The following is a 26,565-nucleotide window of genomic DNA, read 5'->3' as shown; positions in this document are numbered from 1 at the left end:
CAATTCCAAGAAGAAGTTCCTGGAAAACTGAACAGTGAAAGTGCCAGTGTGCCGATTCTCCATAGAAAGGAGGTGATCCATCCGCACCTTCCGGTACGGATACCTTGTTACGACTTCACCCCAATCATCTGCCCCACCTTCGGCGGCTGGCTCCTTACGGTTACCTCACCGACTTCGGGTGTTGCAAACTCTCGTGGTGTGACGGGCGGTGTGTACAAGACCCGGGAACGTATTCACCGCGGCATGCTGATCCGCGATTACTAGCGATTCCGGCTTCATGCAGGCGAGTTGCAGCCTGCAATCCGAACTGAGAATGGTTTTTAGGGATTGGCATACTCTCGCGAGTTAGCAGCCCGTTGTACCATCCATTGTAGCACGTGTGTAGCCCAGGACATAAGGGGCATGATGATTTGACGTCATCCCCACCTTCCTCCGTCTTGTCGACGGCAGTCTCCCTAGAGTGCCCAACTGAATGCTGGCAACTAAGGACAAGGGTTGCGCTCGTTGCGGGACTTAACCCAACATCTCACGACACGAGCTGACGACAACCATGCACCACCTGTCACCGCTGTCCCGAAGGAAGCCTCTGTCTCCAGAGGGGTCAGCGGGATGTCAAGCCCTGGTAAGGTTCTTCGCGTTGCTTCGAATTAAACCACATGCTCCACCGCTTGTGCGGGTCCCCGTCAATTCCTTTGAGTTTCAGCCTTGCGGCCGTACTCCCCAGGCGGAGTGCTTATTGCGTTAGCTGCGGCACTGAGGATTGGAGTCCCCAACACCTAGCACTCATCGTTTACGGCGTGGACTACCAGGGTATCTAATCCTGTTTGCTCCCCACGCTTTCGCGCCTCAGCGTCAGTTACAGACCAGAGAGTCGCCTTCGCCACTGGTGTTCCTCCACATCTCTACGCATTTCACCGCTACACGTGGAATTCCACTCTCCTCTTCTGCACTCAAGCCTCCCAGTTTCAGGTGGCCCTCCACGGTTGAGCCGTGGGCTTTCACACCTGACTTAAGAAACCGCCTGCGCGCGCTTTACGCCCAATAATTCCGGACAACGCTTGCCCCCTACGTATTACCGCGGCTGCTGGCACGTAGTTAGCCGGGGCTTTCTCGTCAGGTACCGTCAGACCGAGAGGTCATCCCGGCGGTTCTTCCCTGACAACAGAGCTTTACGATCCGAAAACCTTCATCGCTCACGCGGCGTTGCTCCGTCAGACTTTCGTCCATTGCGGAAGATTCCCTACTGCTGCCTCCCGTAGGAGTCTGGGCCGTGTCTCAGTCCCAGTGTGGCCGATCACCCTCTCAGGTCGGCTACGCATCGTCGCCTTGGTAGGCCACTACCCCACCAACTAGCTAATGCGCCGCGGGCCCATCTGTAAGTGTCCGAAAACTTTCCATCCAGAACCATGCGGTTCTGAATCCTATCCGGTATTAGCTTCGGTTTCCCGAAGTTATCCCAGGCTTACAGGCAGGTTGCCCACGTGTTACTCACCCGTCCGCCGCTAACTTTGAAAAGCAAGCTTCTCAAAGTCCGCTCGACTTGCATGTATTAGGCACGCCGCCAGCGTTCGTCCTGAGCCAGGATCAAACTCTCCAAAAAGGGTTGATGCTGTTCGCTCATACGAGCTGGTCTTACTTAATAAAAATCCAGAATTGAATTCTGGGTCAATCGCACATTTGGCATTTCACTGTTCAGTTTTCAAGGAACTTTCTCAGTCAGCCACTCAATTAGTGGAAACTTATACATTATATCATGCAACATTTTTTAAAGCAAGACTTTTTTCTTGTAGTGAGTCGCTGTGTTGCGGCGACAAGTAATAATTTATCATAACAGCACCAGTTAAAACAATATATAAATATTGGTAATTAGTCTCCACATACCGCCCTTTCCCCTTATTCGCAAAATAAAGAAAAAGCGGCGACTGTATGTCCGCCAACTTCCGAAAACACATATTTAAGTTTAAATTAAGGAAGCCCGAGGTAAATTGACTTATCGAAAAAAGTCGATATATAATATATATTACGGAGCAGTTAGAAATAGTTAAAGCCCGATTCAATAGAAAAAAGGGCTGACCCAATCCACCGTTTCATAAGCATTTACGTATGCTCCAGAAAGCCGGTTTGGTGGGCGGTGACACCTGTTGGCCAAAGGACGTATTACAAAAGAAACGAGGATAATATCACACGCATTGCAGATTTTATTAAAGAGCTCTAACTCAATTTTTCGATACATATCGATTAATTGGTGTTCTCTACTTACATAAATATAAAAAAGGAGTGGGTATTCAGTGAGGACTTCAAAGTTATTTTCCCCCTATACCATTAAAGATGTCACGCTAAAAAACAGAATTGCCATGTCTCCAATGTGCATGTACTCTTGCTTTAAAAGAGACGGAAAAGTAACAAACTGGCACCTGACACACTATACAAGCCGTGCTGTAGGGCAGGTAGGCCTGATCATTCTCGAATCAAATGCCATAGCGGCAGATGGACGCATTTCGTATCAGGATTTGGGAATTTGGAGCAATGAGCATATTCCTGGCTTAAAGCAACTCGTTGGCCTCATCCATGAGCATGGTGCAAAGGCGGGCATTCAACTTAACCATGCAGGACGGAAGGCAGACTTAGAAGAAACGATTCTCGCTCCATCCGCTATTCCTTTTGATAACATGAAAACGCCAAAGGAAGCAACAAAAGAAGATATCCAACAGGTAGTTCAAGACTTTAAGCAGGCTGCACGCAGAGCAAAGGAAGCAGGATTCGATATTATTGAACTGCACGCAGCACACGGTTATTTGATTAATCAATTCCTTTCCCCACTTTCCAATCACAGGGAAGATGAGTACGGCGGAACACCGGAAAAACGCTATCGTCTGCTAGGAGAAGTCATCGATGCTGTAAAAGAGGAGTGGCAGGGGCCTCTGTTTGTCCGTATCTCCGCACATGATTGGCATGAAGGAGGATATACACCTGAAGATTATGTACCTTATGCGAAAAGAATGAAGGAACAGGGTGTAGATTTAATAGACTGCAGCTCAGGCGCGGTCGTTCCACCTGCTACAATCGACATTTATCCGGGATACCAAGTCCCATTTGCAGATAAAATACGCAACGAGGCACAAATCGCGACGGGCGCAGTGGGGCTTATCACAAGCGGAAATCAGGCGGAAGAAATACTCAGGAGCAACCGCGCGGATCTGGTATTTCTCGCCCGTGAACTGTTACGCAATCCATACTGGCCGCGAACTGCCGCAGCTGAATTAAAAGTACCTATTGAATCTCCAGCCCAGTATGAGCGAGCCTGGAACTATTAAGCAGCAGGCCTCCACACTATAAAAACGTTCTGCCTAGCAGAGTCCAGGCAGAACGCATTTGTGTGGATAACTTTATTTTGCCCTTTTGTCATACTGTTGGACGACTTCTGCCAGCGATTCATTGTCAAACGCGAGGAGCACCGACAGCAGCGTATCAGTTGGAATCTCACCTGCTTCTTCTTTCGGAACTGTAATGGCCATCATTTGTTCTAAAGAAGAGGGGATCTTTTGATGGGGATATGCCTGCTGGTACAAAGATGCTGCATCCAATTGATGATTGACGCACCATTGGGCAAATACCAGAATCATGGCAGCTGTATCACGCTCGTATGTCTGCTTAACTAATTTTGTAAATTCTTCTCTTTCGTCCATAATCATTACTCCTTAACTCCTGGCATCAAAAACTTCTCACATGATCATACACTATCTCTTATTGCATTTTGTTAAAAAACTTTAACTAAAAAACAATTGAAAAATTCTGTTTAATATGTTAAAGTTATATTTATATAACTAAAGGAGGGATGTATGATGATGTACGTATGCCTTTCCTGCTGTCAGTTGAAGCATGGCGACCATGAGCGTATCGACTTGAACATCTGTGAAGACTGTGCGCCTGATACAGACGAAGACCGTCTAACTTCCACGATGTCTACTGTACCCCTTTATGTTATAAAAGAGTATTCGACCCCAGACGGTGCTGAACCGGTTTGTTAACAGGCAACCGCCTTCCTTCGGCCAGAAGGAAGGCGGTATTTTTATTTTCTTCCTAATATGGTACAATCTCATAAAAAAGTCCTAATAACAAATGAGGTGCATAATGGGATCCCTTCTACGTTCGATTCCCAATGCGTTTACCCTGGGTAACCTGGTATGCGGCATTTTTTCTATAACGTTTGCAATGAACGGCTTTTACAAAATTGCGGCTGCTTTAATTATGCTCGCCGCTGTTTGTGATGTATTTGACGGCAAGCTGGCGAGGATGCTGAAAGTTGACAGCCCAATGGGTGTAGAACTCGATTCACTCGCCGATATTGTAAGTTTTGGTGTCGCCCCCGCGATACTGTCCCATTCCATGCTTCACCATTCGCCACTGCTTACCATCGCATTTATTGCATTTCCGATTGCGGGAGCATGGCGGCTTGGCCGGTTTAACGTTAGCCCAACAAAAGGATATTACACAGGCGTTCCCATTACGCTCGCAGGGTTGATCACCGCCGTTCTCGCCTTTTTCTCTTTCGCCAGCCCCTGGTTAATGATTATACTTGCGATTTTAATGGTGAGTCCGCTCCGAATTCCGAAACTATAAAAAAAAACGGTTCCTTTCAACAGAGAGGGCCGTTTTTTTGTTGCCTAAGTAGTTGTTTAATATTACAAAGTGATTTACAATCATTTGTAGATATCAACAAATGATTGTAATTATAATTATGATTATACTGTAGGTAAGCGATTATAGGCTAAATATTTTAATAATTGTGATCAAAGTTATTTTTTGTATCATGCAATTTATTTAATTACTAATGTAGGGAGTGAGGATTTATATGAAACGGAATGGGAATCTTGATACACAACTTCACCGCGGGCTGGAAGAGCGGCACATTACCCTGATGTCGCTCGGAGCTGCCATTGGGGTTGGCCTCTTTCTGGGATCCGCATCCGCTATCAAACTTGCAGGTCCCGCAATTCTCCTAGCTTACGCCATTGGAGGAGCCGCAATGTTTATCATCATGCGAGCACTCGGTGAAATGGCGATCGAAAATCCTGTGGCCGGTTCCTTTAGCCGCTATGCACGGCAACATTTAGGGCCTCTTGCCGGATACTTAACCGGATGGAATTATTGGTTCCTGTGGGTGGCCACCTGCATGGCTGAAATAACAGCTGTAGGCGTGTATATGGACTTCTGGATTCCTGGAATTCCACGCTGGATTTGGGCTCTAGCAGCACTGCTCATCATGACTATGGTCAACCTCATCGCCGTTAAAGCATACGGAGAACTTGAATTCTGGTTTGCCCTTATCAAAATCATCACGATAGTAGCTATGATCATCCTGGGCGCCTGCATGATTTTCTTTGGTCTCGGCAACGGCGGCGTAGCAACCGGCATCAGCAACCTCTGGCACCATGGCGGTTTTGCCCCTAATGGCATCAAGGGAATTTTGATGGCCATGCAGATGGTGATGTTTGCCTACCTCGGCATAGAAATGATCGGGGTAACCGCAGGTGAAGTTAAAAACCCAAAGAAAAACCTGGCCAAGGCTATCGACAGCGTATTCTGGCGCATCTTAATTTTTTATGTGGGAGCACTTTTTGTTATCCTATCTATTTATCCCTGGAATGAACTTGACCCTACAAAGGGAAGCCCTTTTGTAATGACCTTCGATAAAATCGGCATACCTTATGCAGCAGGCATTATCAACTTCGTTGTGTTAACAGCTGCATTATCTTCCTGCAACAGCGGGATTTTCAGTACAGGCCGGATGCTGTTTAACCTGGCAGAACAGGGTGAAGCCCCGGGTGGACTGGGCAAATTATCAAAATCGGGTGTTCCAGGGAAAGCCGTTCTTGTTTCAGCTGCAGCCCTGCTTGCAGGTGTGCTCCTTAACTACGTCGTCCCTGCAAAAGTATTTACATGGGTAACAAGCATTGGCACATTTGGCGCTATATGGACATGGGCGGTTATCCTTCTTTCCCAAATAAAATTTCGCAAAAAATTGGGAAAAGCGGCGGTGGACAAGCTCAATTACAAAATGCCATGGTTTCCGTTAAGTTCTTACCTCACGCTTGCTTTTCTTGTGGGCGTTGTGATCTTAATGGCTGTTTTTCCTGATACGCGCATTGCGCTAATTGTGGGACCGATCTGGTTTATCATTCTTATAGCCTTCTATTATGGCAAAGGGCTTCACAGAAGAAAGGACAGCCAGGCTGCTCCATCTTTGGCCGGAAACCTGGAGCCGGTTCACTTGCCGGAGTAGTTTGCAGATGGCGCTTAAGATTATCTCAAGACCCGGGGAGTTCCAATCCTTCGGGTCTTTTGTGTACTTTACACGTTTTTTTATCGAAGAACATGATAAAATAAAAGCATCCAATTACGAGAAAGGGTGGCACGCTTGGACTTATCAAACAAATCTCCGGAAAACATTGAATTTATGATCGAGGAAATAAAAAATAAGCTGCGCGTTGTCAACGCCGCAGCCATTAAACCTTCTCATTTTAACGATGAACAGTATGAGGACCTAAAGGACATTTATGATATGGTGATGAAGAAAAACACCTTCAGTATCAGCGAAATGGAAGCCATTGTTACGGAGCTGGGCAGCCTCCGAAAATCCGAGGAATAATCTATGCCCGCAGTCAGAGGGGGAACAGCACTCCCCCCTCCTCTGCTTAAACAAATACAATGAGCTGGGTGATGTACAAACATGCTGTACGTAATTAAATTTTTCTATACCTTGCTATTTCCGCCAGGGATCTTTATTATCCTGGCATTATTTTTGAGTATGTGGGTGTACCGGAAGGCCAAAAGAGAAGCTGTGCTATTAATGGCGCTTACCTTGTGCCTGTACGCTGTGTCCACCCCTTTGTGCGGTGAAGGGCTTATCCACTCTTTAGAAAGTGCATACTCTCCACCCGTAAAACCTGCGGGTGATGTATTAGTCATGCTTACTGGCGGTGCGACCTCTGATACTCCATCTCCGGCCGGAGTGGGCCATCCCTCCAGTACAACAGCAGGACGCATCCTTACAACAGCGCAATTGTACAGGTCACTCCATATCCCCATACTCGTATCAGGCGGTAAAGTATTACCTGATTCAGGCAATGAAGCACGAATTTCCAAACAGAATCTAATGTCCTTAGGTATACCGGACAATCAAATCATACTTGATGATACAAGCCTAAACACAACCGAGAACGCACAGCATACACAATCGATCATGAAAAAATATGGGTTCAAAAACCCGATCGTGATAACCTCAGCTTTCCATATGAAACGGGCCGTGAAGAACTTCCAAAAGCTAAACGTTCCGATAACGCCTTACCCCACAGACTACATAACAAGCAGGCATGCTGCGTTCAGCGCCGCTAAAACAGAACCTTCATCAGGCGGATTATACCTAACAGCCATGGCGTGCAAAGAATATCTCGGAATGCTCGCACTCAGTCTGTGAAACAAAATATGCAAAGGGCGCCTAATTGAGGGGCGCCTTTTTAGTGCTCCTTATGTTATTTAAATGGCCGCAGGGCGTTTCTCCACACCATATAGGTTATGAAAAGAACCGTAAGCATGATAGGAATAACAACAGATGTTCCCACGAAGGGATAGGCAATCAAACAAAGTATGCATGCAATACCGGCTGATATTTTTCCAACGATAGACCGGACGAGCCTTACACCAGCAGCGGTTCCCAGGATGTAGGTTGCATCCCAAGTGAGTTTGGAATATATACCAACTGACTCATATTGAGGTTAAACAAATATGCTATGAGAAGCCCAATCCCGGCAAATATCCCGACAAAAAGAACTGCCCGTTGCGGTGTGGATCAATCTTCATTTATGTGATCCAGCCACGAAGGCGCTACCTTTTCATGAGCTAACGAATATGCCAATCGGCTAATGCTCGCCACGAATGCATTTGTCGTTCCTAGACAGATGATAAGGGCTATGAACGCCGTTATGATAGCCCCGTTGATACCAACAGTGTTTGACATCACCTGTGCAAGAGAAGCATTGTTCATTGCTTGATCTGCCATTTGCTCTCCTGTGGAATAGGAGTGGGTGCCAACAACCGCAAGAGCGATACCGAAGTATAATACGCCAACAATGACAACTGCCCCGGAAGTCGCCCGTATGATATCATGTTCCGGCCGATGGAATTCAGGAGCAAGACATGCGATAGCTTCCCAGCCAAAGAATGACCAGAATATTAACATGGCGGCCCTACCGGTCGGGGCCAAGCCTGCAGCTGATAAATTCGTATGATTAAAATGCCAGAACCTATAACAGCCCCTACATACAATGCGATACCCTGCCAGACTGAAATGGTTTGCTTAAACGATCCGTCCATCCGCTCACCTGCTTTTATAATGGGTAATTTTTTGTACGCTTACTGCCCTCTTTTTGTCACCTTGATATGAAAGACCAAATGCTATAGACAGAATACAAGGTATTGAACTAAAATTACATACAATATTGAATATTTTTTCGTTTTATTGCAATCGATTCGAATAAGTTTTTATCATTACCCCACCAAAAAACCACAAGTACAACTGAAGCAGGAACTGCCTGGAAGGGGGCAACTATGAAAAGTTTTTTGGTAAATGCCTTTATTCTCCTGTGTTCTTACAGATCCATTGCTGAGCGATCCGTCCAATCTCTTTCATTACCTCTGTCATATCATCAATTGTCGTGGCGGGATTGATAAATACACTCCTCATCCATCGCGAACCATTCAGTGTGGTCAACGAAACAAATCCTACGCCGGAGTTCATCAATTGTTGCTGTATCCATTCATTTAGTTCATCAAGTCGATCGTCATCCACGTTCAACGGCCGATAACGGAAACAAAGCAGATTGAGATCCGGTTTATGGGCCAATTCAAATTGCCCGCTGTCGTACAAGAGAGCAGCCCAGTCACTCACTTTCCGTAAAGTGCCGTCAATTATCTCCGCAAGTCCCGTATCCCCAAGATACTTTCGAGTGATCCATAAACGCAAAGCATCGAACCTGCGAGAGCCCTGAAGGGTCATACTGCCCCTGCTTTCCGGTTGCACCTCTTTTTGCCTTGTCAAATAGGGTGCTCCTGAATAAAACAACTGTTTTAATACGTTGAGGTGCCGAGTTACAATCATTCCCATCCCTTTCGGCTGCATTAACCATTTGTGAGGATCGAACGTAATGCTGTCAGCCGCTTCAATTCCGTGTAACAAGGGCCGAGCTTTCTCACTGAATAAAGCCCCGCCACCATGAGCAGCGTCCACATGCAGCCATATGTTATATTTGCGGCAAATGTCCGCAATGTTCATCAGCGGATCTACACTGCCCGTGCTGGTCGTACCTGCCGTAGCCACTACCATAATAGGAATACGATCGATCGCAATCGCATCCCGAATGGCTTTTTCAAGTTGATTGACATCCATTCGAAACGATTGGTCTGCTGGAATTTTCAACACACTTTGTTCCCCAAGGCCTGTACTTGCTGCCGCTTTTGCTATGGAATAGTGGGCCTGGTCGGACGTAAATAGTACAGGCCGCTTTCGAAGAGCCCAGACACCTTCCTTGCAGTATCGCCCTTCCGTAGCCCGCTGTAACGCCAAAAGCAACCCGGTCAGATTTGCCATGGTGCCCCCACTCACGAGAGTCCCTTCGCCATCTTCATATCCGCAAACATTGCAAAACCATTCGATCACCTCATTTTCGATGTCGGTGGCAACCGGGGACAACTCCCAGCTCAGCATGTTTTGATTGAGAGCAGAGGTAACCCAATCGGCCAAAACAGCTATGTAAAGCGGTCCCGAATCCATATGCCCAAAGAAACGAGGATGAGCAACTTGCATCGATTGCTGCAGAACTCGACGAAGCTCACTGAGTGTCTGCTCCCACGATAATGGCGAGAACTTTTTTGGTCTATCAACAGGTGCGGTGTTTTCGAAAACGGGCCGATTTCTTAGCGTAGAAAAATGATCGACAACCAGTTCGGCTACATCATGAGCCATATTGCGGACTGCCTCAACATGCATTGCCGATGGACCAACCGTGTAAATTTTTTCCGTCATAACTGTCCTCCGCTTTGTGAAATGAATGAGCATCAGGAGCATCTCATTCCTTGATCGTCCCTTGAAACTAAATACTTTGTATACTATAGTGGATATGTTTCCATCATAATAACTAACAACGTAGAATTCAAGATATTTTTCCTCTATAGTGGAATCGCATACTTATACGCGAGGTGGCGTCATGAATTTCGGAAAAAATGTCAAGCAGGTGAGAAAGGAAAAAGAGCTTACCCTTGAAGAGCTTTCAGAGCGTAGTGGGGTCAGTCGTTCGATGTTATCCCAAATTGAACGTGAAGAAAAAAATCCGACCTTACAAGTAGCCTGCCAAATCGCAGAAGCTCTAAAGGTTACGCTATCCCAGTTACTGGGGCAACAAGAAAATCGAGAAGTTATCGTCATCAGAAAAGAACAACGCTTACTATTTCGAGACGAGCGTTCCGGTTTTGAACGATATCTCCTGTCACCGTCGTTACCGTCAAGAGGAGTCGAATTCGTTTTGAACGTAATCCCCCCGGGAAAAGAATCCGAAATCTTTCCCGCTCATCAGCCTGGTGTCAAAGAGTATATTGCTGTTGCTCAAGGAAAATTGCGAGTGGATTTAACAGATGACAGGACTTATGAATTGGACGAAGGTGATGCCATCTACTATGAAGCCGATATTGAACATCGTTTTATCAATGTAGGAAATGAGGAATGTCGATATTACTTAGTTATCGACTCTCATCATGCAGGGTAGCGGTTGAAAAAAAAACGGATAATGCAAACATCCCCACTGATGACAGAGGGGATGTTTGCATTAGGGCGATCCTGTAAGCGGATCGCCTCTTTTAATTGCCAGCAAGTAAAGAAACTGCATTTATTTCTGGATACCAATTGTCTTTATCATAGCCCAGTAACTCGGAACCATGGCCTCAGCCGATTCTGCATGGGCGACAGTCAAGGTGAAACGAAATAACGTGCCTGCGATTTCTTGAATAATGATGATCCGGGTTGTTTTATTATCCGAAGCAAAGAAGTACGCTTTAGCTGTTTGGAAAAACGGAGCCGATACGTTCTTCTCTTCATTTACTTGCCCCAACGCAGACAAGTTTTCCTTCGCATTTTCGATGAGCTTTGGAAGACTGGCATCCTTAGACAGCAATTCGATCCGCATCGTATGGCGCTCATCGTAGCTTGTCAAAATAATATCTTTTCCCGGCTCTTCAGCGCTGGCAGTAAATTTTGGCAGTGTATACAAATAGTATCCTTGTGGACTTATAAAAAGTGTTCCTTGTTTTGTTTCCTTCATTCCTTCCTGAATTAACGTAACATCCTTATGCTTAGGCAACGTTTGTGCTTTATTTATTGGGCTGGGCGCCGATACTGTGGAGTCCTTTTTATCCGGAGCTGTTTGCTTCGTTGTGGTATTCTTTCTGTCTTGTTTATTTTCGGGAGTTGTTTCTTGACTATTCTGTTTATTGTTATCGGACGTCTCTGGTTCAGTAGTTGTCTGTCTCGTTTCTGCTGCTGGTTTACTTTCTGTTACGGGTTCTTCCTTTGCTGAACATGCAGCTGACAATAAAAGCAGCATCATAGACACCAGTATTTTTAGTGGGATGTATACACTTTTCATTGAGTTCCCCCATTTTCCATTATTTTGTTTCCCATTCTTTAGACGATGGAGCAAGGAAAAAAGTTTTGTACTTTAAATAGAAAATCTGTGTTATTAAAATGAAAATGCATGAAAAACATAGAAAATCGTTGAATTTGCGAGAAAAGAATTTATGATTTTCGTTTTCATGGGTTTTCAATAGCAATGATATACGGTTTCACGATCGAAAATGAAATTTGTAAAAAAACCCTGAAATCGGGATAATAAAGGTAACCAAAACGTATAAGGGGGAAGCGGAAATGAAGAAAATTGTAGCGAGTTTTTTGAAAGCAATGGACTCCTTCGGCAAAATGATGATAGATGTTAAAGTATATTAATTGATCAGGATATAAGCCAATAATGAAAAACAGAAAAAGATTTTCATTATGACAGAAATTTTATTGCTGTTTCGCCAACATTCTGAAGCCGAAACATTTCAAAGGGTGATTTGATGACTCAGATCGATAAAATATGACCCTATTCTCTCCAGCATGAATGGAATAGGGTCTTTTTACGTTCCCGTTCGATGAATTTTTGTAAAGGTATATCTCTTCTACAATCCTGTCCAAGCTTGGGATTAAGGAGTTGATTACCATTAACAAAATTCAATTTTTAATGCTACCGATTGGTCTGCTTTGTATCGCCTTTGCCTCCATTGTTTTCGTTCATCCGCGCGAAAAGGCTTCCTTTACAGTGCTTACTAAAGATTCATTGCCCAGTCAAGTAACTGGGCCAGACACGATTATCATTCATTTACAGTGAATGATAAAGATCACACCGACGATGAACAGCTGGTGTAATCTTTATGTCTCGGTTCTTTCGGGAGCGGGATCAAACTCCAGGGTGGTCACTTCCGTATAATCACCGCGGGCTATTTCTTTTTTTGTGGCATCCTGATTTAGTTGCTCTTCTTCATTTCCAGGAGCAAAAGTGGGTTGATTGTCTTTGGCTGGTCGTTTTTGCATAGAAGTCATCTCCTTTCAATATAACGATTCCCTCGTTTTAGCTAACTCATCCGTTTGGCAAAAACAAAACGCCCTGCCCTTCTGAGAATGGAGAGTGAAATCTACCAGTTGAGCGTAAACTATACTATGGTATAGGATTAATAGCAACATATTCAGATGAACAGGTTATCATCAACTAAAAAGCAGATCCAACTGTTCCTCTGTTAACTTTTTCAACTCGTGATCCAATTTAAACCCCTTATTTGGTCCACCTTGGGGTTTTGGATGAGCAGGATACCAGATGTCCATTGAATTCTCTCTGCCCTTTTTCAAGGCAAATACCCGAAGCTTTAGCCTTGCTTTATACAATGCCTTTATCACTTCAGTAGACAAATTAGGAACCCCTTGGTTCTGTCCAACTTTTCCCCATCCCAGAATGATTACCTTCACAGTTTCAATCATCTCAAGAATGAAGTGACTATTTCGTCCATCGTCAATGGGAAAATCCGCCTCATCCTCACCAGCTTTTGATCCTTTTACTACCGGGCTCAAATTCACAACCGTTAGGGAACCATAGTTAAGCTCTGGCTTATCTTGTGATAGGTACTCTATTCCACGTTCCTTAATCCAAGCTAATAGTTCATTTCGAAAATCAACATCATTTATTCCATTGGGTAGCATAATAATCCCATTTAGAAAAGACTGCTTATTCATTTTATACCCCCAGAACATGACTTAGTCCGTAAATGCTCCTCCGCTTTAATACATTTATGATCTCTGAAAGAATATCTGTTTCTACGTAAAGATATCCTTGTGGAATGACAAACCGGATTATCTCCTGAAAATTGCTTGGAAAAACTAGTGGAACTTAATAAGCAGATCAAACCATTCGGACAAATCAAACTCTTCATGGATAAATTTTTCTTAATGTTCACATCGTACAATTCGTGGGTTACCAAAACACAATCATAAGTCTGGGCTGAAGCAATGAGCCAGCTATCAGCTACGCTGGCAAATTCTGCCTTAGCTGCATCGGAGTATTGTTGCTGAATCATAGCCCAGTTCATGATCTGACTATAAGAAGCAAATACCTCTGAATTGTCCGTTGAAACAAAATAAGAACTAAACTCGCTATTGACCCAAGTTGTAAGCGTATCAGCAAATGCGTTTTGCTCCCGCTGAATACGATCAAGGCTTATAACCTTTCCCACTTCTGCATTCTTTTTTAGCATCTCCCAAAAAGAGGGGACAATATCGTAGGCGTAGTATCGCTTGTATGCTTCAATAAAAATGTTAGCGTCCAACAAATAACGACTCATACTTCCCCTCCAAAACCAAGGCGTGTCGCAAATTCAGAAAAAGCATTACCCTTTAGCCCTGTGAGTCTGTAGGCTTCAGAATAGAGCAATTTGCCTTCCAATGTAGCCCGAATAGCAGCTTCTGCAAAACGGCGCCCTACACGAAATGCTTGTGTTGCGTAGAAATTCCCGCCGCTATCTCCTTGATCCGTTTGAAGTTCTCTGTTTAATCGGTCTTGGTAGAAATCAAAAAACTCCTGTCTGGTAATGAGCTCCAAGTCCAATGCTCTTCGAGCAGCGATTTCTTGTACCAAGGGTAGATCTTTGGGAACTTTGGCCAAGTATAAGAAATGACGAAGAGCGTTTCCAGAGGATTGCGCGGCACTTTAAGGTCAGCGAAATTGTTCCGCCGCGGCGAGATTACATACCCTCTCGATATTGTTTTCGGCGGGTTGAAGCTTTTGTAAGTCAAAGGCCGCACTATACCCATACCAAATATGGGCTAATTCATGGGCTAATGTGAACATTTGAGCGGCTTTCCCATCTGAACCATTAACAAATATAAAGGGCACAATATTATCGACTAAAACAAATCCACGAAACTCATTTACATCAAGTTTACGACGTGTGTTGTTTCCTACGACCCCGTTTACAATGACCATGATTCTTATATCTTCAATTTTTGAAGTAACATTCTCAAGGCAGCTTGCCAAGTCCGACAAGTCGCTGCCCATCCATTTTGCAAACCCAATGCTGCTCGAATTTCCTCGGCAACCAAGTGAGGATCATCCGACACCTTCCGTTTACCAACAAAGGGCAAAGGGTCATACCCCTGACTGACCAGATATTCCCTCATCCACTCCTGACGTCTTTCCATGGTCTGTACCGTTTCCAATAAATCTGGACTTGGCCTCAATCTATGTTGATCATCCACAGTTCTGTAATGTGGAATCGGTAACTCCTCCACCGGAGGTCGATCCAAAAAGAAATAAGCCAAATACGCCATTTTGAAATAAAAAGTGTACTTATATGGGTAGTATTACCTTTTTGCTGTTGCCTCAAGAGCAAGGGAATATACTTCCCCTACAATTTGTGTTCAGTAAATAAACATTTACTACTCCATCCACCTCAAACCACATTCTTTCGTTCACATACCATTAAAAAAGTCATTCACTAGTCGCTCATTTCCCTAATTTTTTCTCCGTTATTTCTCACTCAATTTTAAAATAAAGCACTGCTACAGCAAACAGGAATTGCGTTCAAAAAAGAAGCATTTTTTATTCCTTTGTGGGCTCGTAAACCCTTCCCGTATTTCTTTCCAACCCTTTATATGACAGGTTTGTTCACGCTTTACCCCCAGCTTTTTAAAAACGGAAAAAGGTGCAAGCCATCAGGATTTCTCCGTTTTTCTCACACCTTTATTCACACGCTTCCCACAACTTTATTTTGATTTTGGCAGGAGTTTGTTTTATATGTCAGGACTTCATTTTGGGGCTACAACTTCCTCACCAACAACGAAACACTTTCGACTTGGCTCGTATGGGGAAACATGTCCACAGGCTGAACCCATTCCAGATTAAAGTCTCTTAATAAATATGACACGTCCTTTGCGAGGGTGGATGGATTGCACGATACATATACGAACCGCTCGGGCCTGGCCTTAAGGACGGCATCCAGCAGCGATCGCTCACAGCCGGTCCTGGGCGGATCCACCACGACCACATCCGGTTTAGCACCCTGGTTCACCCATTCCGGAAGTAGTTCTTCGGCTCTTCCCGTGTAGAACCTCGCATTGGCAATTCCACTTTTCTCGGCATTGCGGCGGGCATCTTGAACCGCTTCCTCTATGACTTCAATTCCCCTGACTTCCTTTGCATCAGGAGCCAGCCACAGGGCAATCGTCCCGACACCGCAATAGGCGTCGACGAGCCGTTCTGTTCCTGACAAGGTTGCAGCTTCTTTAACCGCATTGTAAAGCTTGACCGTCTGCGAAGGATTAAGCTGAAAGAAGGCCCGCGGTGACAGGGAGAAGCTGACAGAGCCCAACGACTCAGCGATTCGTTCTTCACCCCAGAGCGTAATCGTTTTATCCCCAAAAATAAGGGGCGTCTTATTATGGTTGATATTCTGGCTGATGCTGGTTAAGCGCGGCAGCCTGGCGCGAAGTTCGGTGATGATTTCTTTTTTGCGTGGAAGCCTGTCGTCCGCTGTCACAAATGTTAGCTGCTGCTCACCTGTTTCAAACCCGACACGCACAATGATTGTCCGGATCACGCCAGTACGTTTTTTCTCATCGTAGATCGGGACATTTAGCTTCTGCAGCACATCCCGCACTTCAGCAAGCATCCGGTTGGTTTCGGGGTGTTGAATCGGGCAGCCCTCTAAGTCGATTAACCGGTGGCTGTCAGCCGCATACAGCCCTGTGATCACTTTTCCATCCTGCATCCCTGCCTGGAACTGGGCTTTATTACGATAGTTCCACGGGTTGTCCATGCCAAGTATTGGGCGCATCCGCAGCTCGGCTATATTGGTGTATTTCTCAAACGCGCCGCGAACGATTTCTTCCTTCGCCTGTAGCTGCCCCTCATAAGAAATATGCTGCAACTGACAGCCGCCGCATTCCTCATAAACCGGACAGGGAGGCTGCACACGCTGTGGCGACTTTGTCTTTATTTTTTTGATTTTACCCTCTGCAAACGAAGGCTCAACTTTTGTTATCTTAACTTCGATCACTTCCTCAGGAATAGCCCCTGGAACAAATACCACTTTCTTCTTGTAGTAACCGACGCCCTCACCGTTGATGCCCATTCTGCGAATCGTTAGGAGAATCTCCTGGCCTGGCTTAAGGTTGACACCCTCTGCCGCCTTTTTTTCTTGCCGGAAAATTGTGAGGGACGTCCATGCCCGCCCGTTGCAAATTTATCGTTAAAGCCTTTCTTTTCTGGCTTTTTATTCATCTATTTATCAATCCTTTGCCTGTATTAAACTCATTCTATTATAAACGATTTGGTCTTAAAACAAAGAGATGGCTTCTCCTCTCTTCTGTTTTACCGGACTCTCGTTGTATAATGAAGGACGAGGTGAAGAATGAATGACTCGCTATCAAAAACAATCGCTCTTTTTAGCTATACTGGCCACTGCCTGTCTTGCTGGCGTCGGCTTTTCCATCGCCGAACATAATGGCTGGCTCGCGCTGATTCTTCTGGTTGCATCCATTCTGATTGTTGGATTCGGCTTTATGCTGAAAGCCAAACAGCGGAAGAACGGTACGCTCTAATTCTTGTTGCCCCCGAATGGGGGTTTTGTTTATTTTTTGCCCAAGCAGGGTATTTTAACTTCATAACCTACATTAAGTAAAATACTTAATACAATAAGGAGCGAGTGATATGGGAATTCTACGCACTATTGCTTTCGTAGTCCTTGTGTTGTGGCTGCTGGGCTTAGTATTTAAAGTTGCAGGTGCCGCTATCCACATTCTGCTTGTTATCGCCGTTGTGATGTTTATTATCGACCTTATTACAGGCCGAAAAGGGCGGGTTTAGATACGCTTAACTAAGATAGAAGCTACACAGTTTTTCACATCTAAAAACGAAAGCCAACCATACGGGTTTAGCCGATGGTTGGCTTTTTTATTACTGATGATAAAGCAAGCAGGTCCTTGGCTCGTTGTTAAAAGTTAACGGCTCTGAACTTGACTTGGGCAAGAGGGCGCCCTACTATTAAAGTTTTCAAATGAATACTTGAATAACAAAAAACGGATAAGTACAATAAACATATATAAAGAAAGAACGTATTAGAGGGGAGAAGAACGAATGGGCAGCCACCACCATCACCACCATGATCACCACGGCCATTCCCATGCCGGACACAGCCACCACCACGGCCACAATGCCAATAAGAAATCACTGTTGTTGTCTTTTTTGTTGATTACCGCTTTTATGATTGTTGAATTTATCGGTGGTTTTTTCACCAACAGCCTTGCGCTTATCTCCGATGCAGGCCACATGCTGAGCGATTCCATTTCCCTCTTCTTAAGCTATATGGCTGTTTGGATTGCAGCCAAGCCAGCGACCCATACAAAAACGTACGGCTACAAACGGCTTGAAATTCTGGCAGCTCTCTTCAACGGTGTTGCACTCGGGATCATTTCCATCTTTATCTACTGGGAAGCTTTCCACAGGTTGTTTGCGCCTGCCGAAGTTTCAAGCGGCTCCATGATGCTGATTGCCACCCTTGGATTTGTGATCAATATTTTAGTAGCCTTTATCCTTATGCGGGGAGATACGAAGGCGAACCTTAATATGAGGAGCGCCCTGCTGCATGTATTCGGCGACCTGCTTGGATCGCTGGGCGCAATAGTAGCTGGTCTCTTAATCTGGTTGTTCGGCTGGAATATCGCAGACCCAATTGCAAGCGTAATCGTTGCTACCCTCGTTCTTATATCGGGCTGGAGGGTTACACGCGACTCGATAAATGTTCTAATGGAAGGTGTACCTGAGGGCACGAACATCGATGATATGCGAAATGCTCTGCTGTCGATTGAGGGTATTGAGGAGGTTCATGATCTCCATGTGTGGACGGTTACTTCCGGTTTCCCCTCTCTAAGCTGCCACGTAGTCGTCAAAGACCTGTATGATTTCGGCCAAATACTGCGCCAATCCAACTGCATGTTTAAGGAAAAATTCAATATCACCCATACAACGATTCAGATTGAAGACGGAAAAATTTGCGAGGAGGACGATATTTGTGACGAAAAAGGCCACCACCACTGATTCGTCTATTTACGAGGCAGATTCCTGCCATATCTCCCCCACTGTGCGTGATGAACTGCAGGAAAAGTTGCTTGGCCATCCAGCCGAGCAGCTGGCCGGGTGGTTTAAAGGACTGTCAGACAGCAACCGGGTGAAAATTTGCTATGTCTTAACCCAGCATAAAGAATTATGCGTTCATGATATTGCAGCTATTCTTAGTATATCCATTGCCAATGCTTCCCACCATCTCCGCCTGATGCGGCTTCTCGGCATTACCAAGACACGCAAGGACAAAACTACTGTATTCTACTCATTGGCCGACGAACATGTTCGCAGCATCCTCCTGCTCGGGATGGACCATATAGAAGAAGCAGGCCAGCATAACATTTAAGAGAAAACCATCGACAGAGAAGAATCAGCAGGCGAGATTGAACAGCTTTCAGAACGGGAAATACAAGTAGTAGAGCAGACAGTGGATACACTCATTTCTCAGAAACGTTCTAGGCGTACTGCGGCGCAGTAAGTCATCATCAACGATACTTTTAATAAGGCAGGGATCCAGATGACCAAAACAGTGAATCCAAATGGGATACAAATCGCTTATAAAGAACGGGGCAGTGGCAAACCAATCGTTCTCCTCCACGGTTTCTGTGGAAGTTCCGCTTACTGGGATGACCTCGTTCCTCTTCTGGAAAAGGATTTTCGGGTGATCACGCCCGATTTACGTGGCCACGGACATTCATCTGTCCCCGACCAGCCTTATACCATGGAAAATATGGCAGAAGACATCAGAGGGTTGTGTGAATCATTACAACTGCAAGCGCCTGTGCTTTTAGGGCATTCATTAGGCGGTTACGTAACACTTGCTTTTGCGGAAAGATACCCCGATTACTTAATTGGATTTGGCCTCATCCACTCTACCGGACTGCCAGATGATGAGACGGCCAAGTCAAATCGCAGCAAAGGCATAGAGCAAATCAAAGAGAAAAGTATTCAGCCTTTTATTGATAATTTGATTCCGAAGCTGTTCGCTCCCGGCCACCTGAATTCAATGAAAGCGCAAGTGGACAAGGCAAAACAGATCGGGCTCTCTACCGCCCCCGAGGGTGCTATTCATACACTGGAAGGCATGCGGGATCGCAAAGATCGAACAAGCGTGATTATGACTACGAACAAACCGGTTCTCCTGGTAGCAGGCAGTGAAGACCAGGTCATATCGCCGGATAAAGTATTTTCTGCAGATGAGCAGCTCGTCAAGGCAGAGCTTATTGAAGGCGCAGGCCACATGAGTATGTATGAGGCGCCGGACAAGCTGGCTGAAATTATTCGCAGCTTTGTAAACCCCGCTTTATGAAAAGTGATTTGCACTCTACTGAAAAAACCCGCATTCTCCAATAGGAGCGATGCGGGTTTACTGCTTTAAGAGACAGAAGGGACATGCAGGTCTGCATCCGTACTCTTCATGCCGGGTTTTCTGCGTATTTTCCGCCCTAAATCTTTGAAAATCATGTACACCACCGGTACAAGTATGAGTGTGACCATAGTGGAGAAGATGAGGCCAAACGCAACAACGGTTGCCATAGGCGCCTGGGCCTCCGCCCCTTGACCAAAACCGATGACAAGCGGCAGCATCGCAAGCACGGTGGTTGCGGTCGTCATAAGAATAGGCCTTAGGCGGACCGGGCCAGCTTGAATGATTGCCTCGTAGGGTGTAAGTCCTTTTTTAATGAGCTGGTTCGTATAATCGACCAGCACAATGGCATTGTTTACAACAATACCGATCAGCATGATCATGCCGATTAAGGCGTTCACACTTAAGGATCGATGCGTAACAATTAAGCCCAGCATGGCACCAATAAAGGTCGGTGGCAGCGAGAACATAATAATGAATGGACTGAAAAATGATTCGAATTGGCTCACCATAACGAAATAAACAAGCAGGGTGGCAAGCGGCAGAGCAAATCCGAGGCTGTTAAACGATTGATTCATATCTTTTGTCTGTCCGCTCAGCTCAATCGTGTAGCCGTCAGGCCTTGGAAGATCATCCAGCTTCTGCTTCACCTGGCTTTGAACCTGCCCCTGATTGGCATTGAATATATCACTGGATACCGTAATTTGCCGGGTCTGGTTCGTGCGATCAATCTGCGAAGGGCCGGTACCCATGGAAATATCGGCTACCTGGGACAGTGCGACCTGGCCGCCGGAAGAAGTAGCAAGATTCAAGGTTGATAGGTTTTCAATGTTCTGCGTATAATCATTTGGATATTTGACCAATACATCAATGGAACTATCTACTGCACGGAATTGGGTTGCAGCGGTTCCGCCATATGCATTGCGCACCATAGTTTCAATTTGGCTAACGGTTAGACCATATTGGGCTGCCCGAACCCGGTCAATTTTTAAGCTGTATTGGGGAATTAAATTATCCATCGAATTTTGCACATTCCTTGTACCATGGACAGACGTAATCGCCTTCTCGACACTATTGCTTAGATCCTGCAGGATTTTCTCGTCCTGTCCCGATATGACAACTTGAATTGGGCTTCCTCCCCTCCCAAAACTGGTTGTGGCGGCGCTCACATTGATTTTGGCGCCGGCGATCCATCGCGTCTTCTGTCGTACCTCTTCGACAATCTGATCGGTTGAACGCGATCGTTGATTAAGCGGTTTCTCCATGACATCAATGGATGCCCTGTTCGTAGCGGCATTAAAGCCCTGTCCTCCGCTCCCCACCTGCGTAAAAATCGTATCCGCTTCAGGAATTTTTTGAATAACAGCCTCAACCTTTTCTGTGATCTTATTGGTAGTATCAAGGCCTGTACCTGTATCGGTCTGGATGGATACCTTAAATTCCCCCTGATCGGTTGATGGCGCAAGCTCAAACCCTACTAAAGGCACGAGGGCTGCGCTGGCTGCAAAAAGCAGCAAGGTAAGTGTAATCACAATTTTCTTATGGTGTAGCGACCATCTCAGCAGCCTGCCATATCTCTGGCTTATGCGCTCGATTCCTCTCTGAAAGAGCGTTCTTCTCTCTTCTCCCATTCCGCTTTTCATCATTTTGGAAGCTAACATGGGCACAAGGGTAAGAGCCCCGAATAAAGCCGCAATGTGTGAAAAACTCACCGTTAAAGCCAGCGGTGAAAAAGATTGGGATGCAAGCCCCTGAGTAAATGCTATAGGTGCGAATACCGCGATTTGTGATAGCGCGGAAGCAAGCACAGCCGCTCCGACCTCAGCCGTTCCCATTTTAGCAGCCTCTTTCGCAGTGCGTCCATCCTTGCTATAGCGAAAAATACTTTCGATAACAACGATCGCAAAATCAACCAGCGATCCAAGGCCAAGGGCAAGGCCGCCGAGGGTAACGGTATTAATCGTCTGGTGGCCAAAATACATAAGCGAAAACGTACTAATAATGGAGATTGGAATGACAATCCCGATAATCAGCGTGGTTCGGATGCGCTGGAGAAATAAATACAGCACGATAATCGAGAGTACGCCTCCGAGCAGCGTATGTTCTACTACCGTCTGGATTGCAGCCTGAATAAACTTAGCCTGATCAGATACGACCACCATCTTTACGGTCTTTGGCAGCAGGCTCTGGAGTTGTTTAATGGTGGCCGTTACCCCTTTGGATACTTGTACCGTATTGGCATCGGGAGACTTAACAATATCGATGCTGACGCTGGGTATGTGATTGACCCGGGCGAGCTGGGTAACATCGGCAAATGTGTCGATCACCGATCCAACGTCCTTAATGGTAAGACTATCAGCACCGCCATTATTACCCGTGTGAACGGGTACATTTTCGATATCCTGCAGGGAGGCAAACTCGCCGCTCATTTCAAGATTAACCTGCTTGTCACCCTGTTTAATCACGCCGGCATCATTTGTGGCGTTATCCTGCTGCAGCGCCTGAACCACCTGGTTAATCGACAAGCCATAGCCCTGCATTTTCACAGGATCAAGCCTTACCTCGATTTGGCGCTTCTTCCCGCCTACTACGTTGGTAGAAGCTACACCGTCGACAGTGGACAAGCGCGGCTCTACCACATCCGAAGCGTAACGTTTTAATTCAACCGCATCGAGATTACCTGTTAGCGCTACTGTCATAATGGGCGCACTGTTCGGATCCATCTTCATCACGATTGGTGAATCCGCATCCTGCGGCAGCTGCCGCCGGGTCCGATCAATTTTATCGCGTATCGATAGAATGGCTTGATCTAGGTTTGTTCCATAGTTAAAACGGACAATAACCTGGGAAGAATTCTGCCGGGACCTTGAATCCACCTGCATAACATTTTGTACAGTAGCCATAGCCGATTCAATGGGCTTCGTCACCTGCCGCTCCACTTCTTCCGGTGAACCCTGCCATGTGGTGGAAACGACAGCGACCGGAATGGTAACATCCGGATTGAGGTCAACACGCAAAAGCGGAATCGAAATAAACCCTACCAACAGCAGGAGCATCATAATAACCGAAATGGTAGCCGGGCGTTCAACTGAAAAATCAGCTAGTTTCATTGTTGCCTCCCGCCTTTTTTCTGTGATGAGTCGCCGCTCCCTGCTGGTTGCCATTGCCTGTCCCTGTATTTACGGATTTTCCTTCGCTTAAAAATTCTTGCCCTTCTGTAACGAGAACATCCCCGGCTTTTAAGCCTGCTTTGACTTCAACCGTGTCCTTCTTAATGGTGCCGATCTGGACCAGGTGCTGATGGGCGACGTTTCCTTCCACTGTAAATACTTTAGGGCCGTCGGGTGTCTGCACGAGCGCATTAGCCGGAATGACAAGCCCGCGATGTTCATTAATTCCCCCGATCGATGCCTGTGCAATCATGCCTGGCTTAATTCGTCCGTCAGGGTTTGGTACATCCACTTCAATGGCATACGTTTTCGTTGTGCTATCTTCAACTGGATTCACGCGGCTTACGACCGCTTTGTAAACCGCCCCTTTTAAAACAGGCATACTGACATTAAGTGCCGTATGTACGGGAACTTTATCAATGTATGTTTCAGGAACATTCACCATAATTTTTATCGGGTCTAACTGGGCAATGGTTACGGCTGAATTCTGCGCCCCCACAACCCCGCCAATTTCCACATCCCGCGAGACGATAACACCGGAAACGGGTGCCGTGATCGTCATTTCATCGATGGAATGCCGCGTAGAAGCCATGGCCGCCTGGGACTGGGCAACCTGCGCCTGCGCGAGCTTTGTGGAGTTATTATCGAGCGTTGTGCTGTCGGCTAACGCAAGCTGGTACTGTTTTTCTGCCGCCTGATACTTTGTCTGTTCATTTTTATAAGCCAGCTCGGCACTGTTTACATCCTGTTCGGGAGCTGCACCATTTGCATACAGGCTCTGTTCCCGCTGCAACTTCATTTTCGCATCCTCAAGATTTGCTTGTTCCTGGTTGAGCGTTGATAGGGCTGTTGATTTCTCCTTTCCCCAGGCATTCGTAGCCTGGGTGTACGACCTCTGTGCGTCCGAAGCCACTTTATCAGCCTGTGCTTGTGCAACCTGTAAGGCAGCCTGCTGCTGTTGAAGCTGGATCTGCAGGTCTGACGTATCCAGCTGAATAAGTGTCTGTCCCGCCGTAACTGCCTGGCCAGGCTGTACGAATACGCCTGATACCTTTCCCGTTTGCTTTGAAACCACTTTGGTGAGAAGGGCAGGGGTACACTGGCCGTTTAGCGTAATCGTATCGGCTATATTCTGCTGCCGCACCGTTATGACTTTAACCGGAGTTGATTGGCTTGTCTTTTTGTTAAGCGCCATCGTTTGTTGTGAACACCCTGCCATAAGGCTTGAACTTAACGTTAAAATAGGAATGAATAGTAAAAAATAACGCAACCTTCGCATACAAAGCCCCCTCCCTTGTAGGAATATATATCTAGTAAATGATACTGTAACCACATGTCAGAATTATGTCAAAAGAAGAAAAACATCGTTGGCCATGCCGCTCTCTCCTTTCCCCTCATAGAGGTTTTTCGGCCGCTTTGTGGAACGACGTGCGGACCGGCATTAGGGAATCTTGGCTAACGGCAAGCGTAAGCGCAGGCGATGGCCTTAGTTTCCTTTATACCGTTTAGGTGCAACATCTGGGTCTCTCAATGACGGAGACAGTTGCCGGTCTTTTTCGCCCTCTGTTCCACACGCTCCATTAGAAAACTAGGTTGCGGCCAAGCTATAGCGTAGGCAGCAACCTTAGTTGCTCTTATGCCGAAAGGTAAAATTGAAACACCTTTCGGCCTGGGGGAAAGAAAGGTGCGCACATGCGCCTCACGATGTTTATTCTTTTCTTATGCGAACATAAAAAACCCGAATAATAGACTTTTTAAAAGTCCTGTTACTCGGGTTGTCGTTATACTTGCCGCTTTAAGTTTCGCCGGGTTTCATCCTTTTAATATCCCCTCTTCGCCAGGATAAGTCCGCTAATCCCGCCAATTAACGCAAAGGTTATGAGATACGGGAACCCAATTGAAAAAGAAATGCCAAGGATATACGTGCCGACTGCGGCGATGATGTTCTCAAGTCCGTTAAGCAGCCCGGCACCGGTGCCTACGCTTCGGCTCGGGAACATGCGCTGCAGCGAGCTCCAAATCGTGGGCAGCACGACCCCATTCATAGCGCTTGAAATCGAGATTAAAATCATTGCCAGAACAAGATTGTCCGTATGAGTCCCGAGGAACAGCCCGAGGCCGGCAATTAACGTGCCAATCCCGGCAAAGACGGAACGCTTCATAAATTTATCGCTGGCGAACGCGGTTAAAATGATGCAGATGGTCATCAAAATGTATGGCAGCGTATACCAAAATCCCGCCAGGTGTACGGACAGGTGGCGCACCTTCTGCAAATACGTAGGAAGCCAGAAAAGAATCCCATAAAATACGGTCGCCATACCCGACCAGTTAATGAGCAGCAGCCAGAAGTCCAACTTTCCAAGCACTTGTTTCACGGAAACCGAATCCGCCATTTCATTCGATCTGCCTGCCTGGATAAAAGCAAGTTCCTCGGGAGAAACATAGGAACTCTCCTCAGGCCGATCCTGTGCGATTTTTAATACAATCGGTACCATCACAACCAATCCAATCAGTGCCATCACAATAAACGGAGTTTTCCATGTGCCAGAAGCCAGGATCATCCATGTCACAAGGGGGCCTGTAATAATGGGCCCCATCGTCAACCCGAACTCCCAGAACATATTGGCACGCGCATGTTCATGTGAAGGAAACCATGCTTTCACCCATTTTGAATTGAGGGGCCAATGCATCCCCTCACCTAATCCCAGAAGGACGCGGGAAAATACAAGGGCAAGCGAACTCCATATTACGCCTGTAAACAAGGTCATCACCGACCACCATATAAGAGCGAAAAGTGCAATTTTGCGTGCCCCAAACCTGTCACTCAAGTAACCGCCGAAAATATTAGATAAACCATACATAAACAGAAAAAGACTATTGGCCAACGCGAGGCCACCTGCTGTAACAACGCCTTCTTTTACCATAAATGGCCCTGCTATGGAGATGTTCGTCCGGTCAATGTAAGAGACTAACAGCAAAAACCACAGGGCAACAGCGAACCACCACCGAAAATTCGTTTTAGCCGGGCCGACATTCGGCTGGTTACGCAATGAAACATCGTGCGGTGCTTTAATCGACATACTGGATAAGCACTCCTTTCTTGTTCTACGTGTTGCAACCGGTTTCAAAATTCTCTATACAAAAATGTAAACCATCCTCCCCTCCTTTTACTCCTCTCGAACGATTCATGCGAAATTAGTATGACAAGTTAGTTGTACTAATTCGCACTGACTAAACCTTGAAACATACAGCTGAGCCATAAAATTGGAAAATATTATTT

The 26,565-nt window shown here is 46.0% G+C and carries 26 protein-coding genes and 1 rRNA gene; 12 read left to right on the top strand and 15 right to left on the bottom strand.

What is annotated here, in order from left to right:
* Positions 1 to 65: 65 nt before the first annotated feature.
* Positions 66 to 1,600: ribosomal RNA gene (locus tag PP175_RS04920) — 16S ribosomal RNA — on the bottom strand.
* A 688-nt stretch (positions 1,601 to 2,288) separates the two neighbouring features.
* Here PP175_RS04920 and namA point away from each other — a divergent pair.
* Positions 2,289 to 3,314: an NADPH dehydrogenase NamA gene (gene namA, locus PP175_RS04915; RefSeq protein WP_272441714.1), complete on the top strand. Its 1,026-nt coding sequence runs from the start codon at positions 2,289 to 2,291 to the stop codon at positions 3,312 to 3,314.
* A gap of 72 nt (positions 3,315 to 3,386) precedes the next feature.
* Here the strand turns inward: namA and PP175_RS04910 are convergent, their stop codons facing one another.
* Positions 3,387 to 3,686, bottom strand: a complete 300-nt coding sequence (locus PP175_RS04910; protein ID WP_272441713.1) for a hypothetical protein — start codon at positions 3,684 to 3,686, stop codon at positions 3,387 to 3,389.
* 153 nt (positions 3,687 to 3,839) lie between these two features.
* On the opposite strand from PP175_RS04910, the gene PP175_RS04905 reads away from it, so the two are divergent.
* The 5 genes from PP175_RS04905 to PP175_RS04885 all read left to right on the top strand — a co-directional run bounded on the left by PP175_RS04905 (position 3,840) and on the right by PP175_RS04885 (position 7,477).
* On the top strand, positions 3,840 to 4,028 hold the full coding sequence (locus PP175_RS04905) for a hypothetical protein (RefSeq protein WP_272441712.1): 189 nt from the start codon (positions 3,840 to 3,842) through the stop codon (positions 4,026 to 4,028).
* 100 nt (positions 4,029 to 4,128) lie between these two features.
* Complete coding sequence (gene pssA / locus PP175_RS04900; protein WP_272443190.1) at positions 4,129 to 4,620, top strand: CDP-diacylglycerol--serine O-phosphatidyltransferase; 492 nt, start codon at positions 4,129 to 4,131, stop codon at positions 4,618 to 4,620.
* 232 nt (positions 4,621 to 4,852) lie between these two features.
* On the top strand, positions 4,853 to 6,283 hold the full coding sequence (locus tag PP175_RS04895; protein WP_272441711.1) for an amino acid permease: 1,431 nt from the start codon (positions 4,853 to 4,855) through the stop codon (positions 6,281 to 6,283).
* 135 nt (positions 6,284 to 6,418) lie between these two features.
* On the top strand, positions 6,419 to 6,649 hold the full coding sequence (locus PP175_RS04890; protein ID WP_272441710.1) for a DUF1128 domain-containing protein: 231 nt from the start codon (positions 6,419 to 6,421) through the stop codon (positions 6,647 to 6,649).
* Between the two features lie 81 nt (positions 6,650 to 6,730).
* Entirely contained in the window at positions 6,731 to 7,477 is a 747-nt protein-coding gene (locus PP175_RS04885) for a YdcF family protein (RefSeq protein WP_272441709.1), read from the top strand.
* Between the two features lie 372 nt (positions 7,478 to 7,849).
* On the opposite strand, the gene PP175_RS04880 is transcribed toward PP175_RS04885, so the two are convergent.
* From PP175_RS04880 to PP175_RS04870, 3 genes are all read right to left on the bottom strand, one after another.
* The gene (locus PP175_RS04880; protein ID WP_442870421.1) at positions 7,850 to 8,263 is read right to left on the bottom strand and encodes an APC family permease; all 414 of its coding nucleotides are present in this window, start codon (positions 8,261 to 8,263) and stop codon (positions 7,850 to 7,852) included.
* Complete coding sequence (locus PP175_RS29830; RefSeq protein ID WP_272441707.1) at positions 8,233 to 8,373, bottom strand: hypothetical protein; 141 nt, start codon at positions 8,371 to 8,373, stop codon at positions 8,233 to 8,235. Before PP175_RS29830 ends, PP175_RS04880 begins: the two co-directional genes overlap by 31 nt.
* Positions 8,374 to 8,632: 259 nt before the next feature.
* Positions 8,633 to 10,081: a pyridoxal phosphate-dependent decarboxylase family protein gene (locus PP175_RS04870; RefSeq protein WP_272441706.1), complete on the bottom strand. Its 1,449-nt coding sequence runs from the start codon at positions 10,079 to 10,081 to the stop codon at positions 8,633 to 8,635.
* 181 nt (positions 10,082 to 10,262) lie between these two features.
* Between PP175_RS04870 and PP175_RS04865 the strand changes: the two genes are divergently transcribed.
* On the top strand, positions 10,263 to 10,817 hold the full coding sequence (locus PP175_RS04865) for a helix-turn-helix domain-containing protein (protein ID WP_272441705.1): 555 nt from the start codon (positions 10,263 to 10,265) through the stop codon (positions 10,815 to 10,817).
* A 120-nt stretch (positions 10,818 to 10,937) separates the two neighbouring features.
* On the opposite strand, the gene PP175_RS04860 is transcribed toward PP175_RS04865, so the two are convergent.
* The 7 genes from PP175_RS04860 to rlmD all read right to left on the bottom strand — a co-directional run bounded on the left by PP175_RS04860 (position 10,938) and on the right by rlmD (position 16,839).
* Positions 10,938 to 11,693, bottom strand: coding sequence for a hypothetical protein (locus PP175_RS04860; RefSeq protein ID WP_272441704.1), 756 nt, complete (start codon positions 11,691 to 11,693; stop codon positions 10,938 to 10,940).
* Positions 11,694 to 12,514: 821 nt separating this feature from the next.
* Positions 12,515 to 12,676, bottom strand: a complete 162-nt coding sequence (locus tag PP175_RS04855) for a hypothetical protein (RefSeq protein ID WP_272441703.1) — start codon at positions 12,674 to 12,676, stop codon at positions 12,515 to 12,517.
* A gap of 171 nt (positions 12,677 to 12,847) precedes the next feature.
* Positions 12,848 to 13,369 carry a DUF1643 domain-containing protein gene (locus PP175_RS04850; RefSeq protein WP_272441702.1) on the bottom strand — a complete coding sequence of 174 codons (522 nt, stop codon included), beginning with the start codon at positions 13,367 to 13,369 and terminating at the stop codon, positions 12,848 to 12,850.
* Positions 13,366 to 13,974 carry a DUF4411 family protein gene (locus PP175_RS04845; protein WP_272441701.1) on the bottom strand — a complete coding sequence of 203 codons (609 nt, stop codon included), beginning with the start codon at positions 13,972 to 13,974 and terminating at the stop codon, positions 13,366 to 13,368. Before PP175_RS04845 ends, PP175_RS04850 begins: the two co-directional genes overlap by 4 nt.
* Entirely contained in the window at positions 13,971 to 14,231 is a 261-nt protein-coding gene (locus PP175_RS04840; RefSeq protein ID WP_272441700.1) for a hypothetical protein, read from the bottom strand. The genes PP175_RS04845 and PP175_RS04840 overlap by 4 nt, the downstream gene beginning before the upstream one ends.
* Before the next feature lie 114 nt (positions 14,232 to 14,345).
* A complete protein-coding gene (locus PP175_RS04835; RefSeq protein ID WP_272441699.1) occupies positions 14,346 to 14,675 on the bottom strand; it encodes an ImmA/IrrE family metallo-endopeptidase in 330 nt (109 codons plus the stop codon).
* A 772-nt stretch (positions 14,676 to 15,447) separates the two neighbouring features.
* Complete coding sequence (gene rlmD / locus PP175_RS04830) at positions 15,448 to 16,839, bottom strand: 23S rRNA (uracil(1939)-C(5))-methyltransferase RlmD (RefSeq protein ID WP_272443189.1); 1,392 nt, start codon at positions 16,837 to 16,839, stop codon at positions 15,448 to 15,450.
* Positions 16,840 to 17,044: 205 nt separating this feature from the next.
* Between rlmD and PP175_RS04825 the strand changes: the two genes are divergently transcribed.
* From PP175_RS04825 to PP175_RS04805, 5 genes are all read left to right on the top strand, one after another.
* On the top strand, positions 17,045 to 17,230 hold the full coding sequence (locus PP175_RS04825; protein WP_272441698.1) for a YlaF family protein: 186 nt from the start codon (positions 17,045 to 17,047) through the stop codon (positions 17,228 to 17,230).
* Positions 17,231 to 17,339: 109 nt separating this feature from the next.
* Positions 17,340 to 17,495 carry a lmo0937 family membrane protein gene (locus tag PP175_RS04820; RefSeq protein ID WP_442870420.1) on the top strand — a complete coding sequence of 52 codons (156 nt, stop codon included), beginning with the start codon at positions 17,340 to 17,342 and terminating at the stop codon, positions 17,493 to 17,495.
* Between the two features lie 270 nt (positions 17,496 to 17,765).
* On the top strand, positions 17,766 to 18,725 hold the full coding sequence (locus tag PP175_RS04815) for a cation diffusion facilitator family transporter (RefSeq protein WP_272441697.1): 960 nt from the start codon (positions 17,766 to 17,768) through the stop codon (positions 18,723 to 18,725).
* The gene (locus PP175_RS04810; RefSeq protein ID WP_272441696.1) at positions 18,700 to 19,095 is read left to right on the top strand and encodes an ArsR/SmtB family transcription factor; all 396 of its coding nucleotides are present in this window, start codon (positions 18,700 to 18,702) and stop codon (positions 19,093 to 19,095) included. Before PP175_RS04815 ends, PP175_RS04810 begins: the two co-directional genes overlap by 26 nt.
* 171 nt (positions 19,096 to 19,266) lie before the next feature.
* The gene (locus PP175_RS04805) at positions 19,267 to 20,058 is read left to right on the top strand and encodes an alpha/beta fold hydrolase (protein WP_272441695.1); all 792 of its coding nucleotides are present in this window, start codon (positions 19,267 to 19,269) and stop codon (positions 20,056 to 20,058) included.
* 65 nt (positions 20,059 to 20,123) lie between these two features.
* On the opposite strand, the gene PP175_RS04800 is transcribed toward PP175_RS04805, so the two are convergent.
* The 3 genes from PP175_RS04800 to PP175_RS04790 form a co-directional block, all read right to left on the bottom strand.
* The gene (locus tag PP175_RS04800; RefSeq protein WP_272441694.1) at positions 20,124 to 23,225 is read right to left on the bottom strand and encodes an efflux RND transporter permease subunit; all 3,102 of its coding nucleotides are present in this window, start codon (positions 23,223 to 23,225) and stop codon (positions 20,124 to 20,126) included.
* Entirely contained in the window at positions 23,212 to 24,564 is a 1,353-nt protein-coding gene (locus PP175_RS04795; protein ID WP_272441693.1) for an efflux RND transporter periplasmic adaptor subunit, read from the bottom strand. The genes PP175_RS04800 and PP175_RS04795 overlap by 14 nt, the downstream gene beginning before the upstream one ends.
* A gap of 541 nt (positions 24,565 to 25,105) precedes the next feature.
* Positions 25,106 to 26,365 carry an MFS transporter gene (locus PP175_RS04790; RefSeq protein WP_272441692.1) on the bottom strand — a complete coding sequence of 420 codons (1,260 nt, stop codon included), beginning with the start codon at positions 26,363 to 26,365 and terminating at the stop codon, positions 25,106 to 25,108.
* Between the last annotated feature and the right edge of the window lie 200 nt (positions 26,366 to 26,565).

Origin of the sequence: Aneurinibacillus sp. Ricciae_BoGa-3 (assembly GCF_028421645.1) — a bacterium.
Taxonomy (GTDB): Bacteria; Bacillota; Bacilli; order Aneurinibacillales; family Aneurinibacillaceae; genus Aneurinibacillus_B.
Note: the sequence above shows the minus strand (reverse complement) of the source record. Positions and strands in the feature narration are given on the sequence as shown.

What these genes read in the sequence shown, in the direction of transcription:
- PP175_RS04910 (WP_272441713.1), bottom strand. Translation starts at nt 3,686, where the DNA reads ATGGACGAAAGAGAAGAATTTACAAAATTAGTTAAGCAGACATACGAG.
- PP175_RS04905 (WP_272441712.1), top strand. Translation starts at nt 3,840, where the DNA reads ATGATGATGTACGTATGCCTTTCCTGCTGTCAGTTGAAGCATGGCGAC.
- PP175_RS04895 (WP_272441711.1), top strand. Translation starts at nt 4,853, where the DNA reads ATGAAACGGAATGGGAATCTTGATACACAACTTCACCGCGGGCTGGAA.
- PP175_RS04885 (WP_272441709.1), top strand. Translation starts at nt 6,731, where the DNA reads ATGCTGTACGTAATTAAATTTTTCTATACCTTGCTATTTCCGCCAGGG.
- PP175_RS29830 (WP_272441707.1), bottom strand. Translation starts at nt 8,373, where the DNA reads ATGGACGGATCGTTTAAGCAAACCATTTCAGTCTGGCAGGGTATCGCA.
- PP175_RS04870 (WP_272441706.1), bottom strand. Translation starts at nt 10,081, where the DNA reads ATGACGGAAAAAATTTACACGGTTGGTCCATCGGCAATGCATGTTGAG.
- PP175_RS04865 (WP_272441705.1), top strand. Translation starts at nt 10,263, where the DNA reads ATGAATTTCGGAAAAAATGTCAAGCAGGTGAGAAAGGAAAAAGAGCTT.
- PP175_RS04860 (WP_272441704.1), bottom strand. Translation starts at nt 11,693, where the DNA reads ATGAAAAGTGTATACATCCCACTAAAAATACTGGTGTCTATGATGCTG.
- PP175_RS04855 (WP_272441703.1), bottom strand. Translation starts at nt 12,676, where the DNA reads ATGCAAAAACGACCAGCCAAAGACAATCAACCCACTTTTGCTCCTGGA.
- PP175_RS04850 (WP_272441702.1), bottom strand. Translation starts at nt 13,369, where the DNA reads ATGAATAAGCAGTCTTTTCTAAATGGGATTATTATGCTACCCAATGGA.
- PP175_RS04845 (WP_272441701.1), bottom strand. Translation starts at nt 13,974, where the DNA reads ATGAGTCGTTATTTGTTGGACGCTAACATTTTTATTGAAGCATACAAG.
- PP175_RS04825 (WP_272441698.1), top strand. Translation starts at nt 17,045, where the DNA reads ATGACTCGCTATCAAAAACAATCGCTCTTTTTAGCTATACTGGCCACT.
- PP175_RS04820 (WP_442870420.1), top strand. Translation starts at nt 17,340, where the DNA reads ATGGGAATTCTACGCACTATTGCTTTCGTAGTCCTTGTGTTGTGGCTG.
- PP175_RS04815 (WP_272441697.1), top strand. Translation starts at nt 17,766, where the DNA reads ATGGGCAGCCACCACCATCACCACCATGATCACCACGGCCATTCCCAT.
- PP175_RS04805 (WP_272441695.1), top strand. Translation starts at nt 19,267, where the DNA reads ATGACCAAAACAGTGAATCCAAATGGGATACAAATCGCTTATAAAGAA.
- PP175_RS04800 (WP_272441694.1), bottom strand. Translation starts at nt 23,225, where the DNA reads ATGAAACTAGCTGATTTTTCAGTTGAACGCCCGGCTACCATTTCGGTT.
- PP175_RS04795 (WP_272441693.1), bottom strand. Translation starts at nt 24,564, where the DNA reads ATGCGAAGGTTGCGTTATTTTTTACTATTCATTCCTATTTTAACGTTA.
- PP175_RS04790 (WP_272441692.1), bottom strand. Translation starts at nt 26,365, where the DNA reads ATGTCGATTAAAGCACCGCACGATGTTTCATTGCGTAACCAGCCGAAT.